Origin of the sequence: Streptomyces sp. NPDC006265, from assembly GCF_040613555.1 — a bacterium.
Lineage (GTDB): Bacteria > Actinomycetota > Actinomycetes > Streptomycetales > Streptomycetaceae > Streptomyces.
The window spans coordinates 1-2202 of record NZ_JBEXSH010001176.1 but is presented as its reverse complement, the minus strand read 5'-3'; the positions used below and the strand labels follow the sequence as shown (position 1 = coordinate 2202).

At 72.1% G+C, this 2202-nt stretch carries 3 protein-coding genes; 2 read left to right on the top strand and 1 reads right to left on the bottom strand.

The features are described from left to right. Positions 1–57 precede the first annotated feature (57 nt). Positions 58–495, top strand: coding sequence for a DUF1203 domain-containing protein (locus tag ABZ281_RS46735; protein WP_356664630.1), 438 nt, complete (start codon positions 58–60; stop codon positions 493–495). On the opposite strand, the gene ABZ281_RS46730 is transcribed toward ABZ281_RS46735, so the two are convergent. Then, positions 474–1517: an aspartate-semialdehyde dehydrogenase gene (locus ABZ281_RS46730; protein WP_356664628.1), complete on the bottom strand. Its 1044-nt coding sequence runs from the start codon at positions 1515–1517 to the stop codon at positions 474–476. The genes ABZ281_RS46735 and ABZ281_RS46730 overlap by 22 nt on opposite strands. Before the next feature lie 348 nt (positions 1518–1865). On the opposite strand from ABZ281_RS46730, the gene ABZ281_RS46725 reads away from it, so the two are divergent. Further along, the coding region (locus tag ABZ281_RS46725; protein WP_356664626.1) for a sigma factor at positions 1866–2202 on the top strand (337 nt) is incomplete at its 3' end.

The following is a 2202-nucleotide window of genomic DNA, read 5'->3' as shown; positions in this document are numbered from 1 at the left end:
GCTCGTTCGAGAAGGGGCTGAAGACCTGCGGGAAGCCGTTCTGCGCAAGGACGGACCCTGGAGGAACTGCGCACGACGGACGACGCGGGGCGGCCGACCGACGGCTTCACCGACACCGAGGGCGGCAGCCCACTGCGCTGCTGCCTGCGCCACGGCGAGCCGGGCGAACGCCTCGCCCTGGTCTCGTACGCTCCGCTCCGCCGCTGGGCCGCCGAAACGGGCGCGACTCCCGGCCCCTACGACGAACAGGGCCCGGTCTTCATCCACGCCGACGACTGCGCGGGCCCCGCCGGTGACGCCCTCCCCTTCACCGGCTCCCACCGCACGGTCCGCCGCTACTCGGCCGAGGGACGGATCCTGGGCGGCCGACTGGTCGAGGAACCGGGTGCCTTCGAGCAGGCGCTCCTGGAAGCGTTCGACGACCCGGCCGTGGCACTGGTCCACGTCCGGGCCGTCGAGTACGGCTGCTTCCTCTACGAGGTGCGCAGGGGCTGAGGGGCCTGGCCCTTCAGCTCCGCCGCCACCAGCTCCGCGATCTGGATCGCGTTCAGGGCCGCGCCCTTGCGGAGGTTGTCGTTGGAGACGAAGAGGGCCAGGCCGTTGTCCACCGTCTCGTCGCGGCGGATGCGGCCGACGTAGGACGGGTCCTTGCCGGCGGCCTCGAGAGGGGTGGGGATGTCGGTGACGACGACGCCCGGGGCGCCCGCCAGCAGCTCCGTCGCGCGCTCGGGGCTGATCGGCCGGGCGAAGCGGGCGTTGACCTGGAGGGAGTGGCCGGAGAAGACCGGGACGCGCACGCAGGTGCCGGAGACCTTCAGCTCGGGGATCTCCAGGATCTTGCGGGACTCGTTGCGGAGCTTCTGCTCCTCGTCGGTCTCGTTCAGGCCGTCGTCGACGATGTTGCCCGCGAGGGGCAGCACGTTGAAGGCGATGGGGCGCTTGTAGACGCCCGGCTCGGGGAAGTCGACCGCCCCACCGTCGTGGGTGAGCTTCTCCGCGTCGGCGACGACCTTCTGCGTCTGGCCGTGCAGCTCGGCGACGCCCGCGAGGCCGGAGCCGGAGACCGCCTGGTACGTGGCGACGACCAGGGCCTGAAGGCCCGCCTCGTCGTGCAGCGGACGCAGGACCGGCATCGCGGCCATGGTCGTGCAGTTCGGGTTCGCGATGATGCCCTTGGGGCGCTCCTTGATCGCGTGCGGGTTGACCTCGGAGACGACCAGGGGCACCTCCGGGTGCTTGCGCCACGCGGAGGAGTTGTCGATCACGACGGCGCCCTGGGAGGCGACCTTTTCGGCCAGCGCCTTGGACGTGGCGCCGCCCGCGGAGAACAGGACGATGTCCAGGCCGGTGTAGTCGGCGGTCGCCGCGTCCTCCACCGTCACGCCGTCCAGCTGCGACCCGGCGGAGCGGGCCGAGGCGAACAGGCGCAGCTCGGTGACCGGGAAGTTCCGCTCCGTGAGGATCCTGCGCATGACCGTGCCCACCTGTCCGGTGGCTCCGACGATTCCGACCCTCACGGTGACTCCCTCTCCTGCGTCTCTTCACGTACTCGTTGCTTGGCCGAGGCTTTTCCATCATGCGGCCGACCACGGCCCGCCTGTCCACTTCTTTCCCCGGACTGCCCGAAGAGTGGGACGGCCTGTCCCGTTCCATGGTTGCGGACCTGCGGTGTCGACCCCGCTGAGCTGGAGGAATTCGTCCGGCAGGGGTCGGGCGCCGAAAGCTCGCCTGCCCATGCCGGTCCCGGCCACACGGAAGTGTGATGTACGCCTCTGTCGCCCTGGCGGAAACTCGCCGTGCGGTGAGCGAACGTTCCGGGCCGTGCCGGCGTCGTAGGAGAAACGACGTGAGGGGGGTGGCTTGTGCTGTTGCGCGGAAGGCCACGGCGCGGCCGGGAGGCGCACGCGGCGGCCGGCGATGACCCGGGGGGCGAGGTCGATCCGCTGGATCCGGCACAGGAGCGCCGGGTGCGGGCGGTGCTCGCGCTCGGCGGTGTGCCGCAGACGGACCTGCCGGACGGGGTGCAGCAGGTTCGCCTGCGGCTGCTGGAGCGGGCCGCGAGCGGCCGGGAGGCGCCGCGGGACGTCTCGGCGTGGGCGGCGGTCGTCGCCTCCAACCTCGCCATGGACTGGCACCGGGCCAAGCGCCGCCAGGAGCGGCTCGGGGAGCGGCTGGCCGCCCTGCGCCAGCCGGCGGAGCATC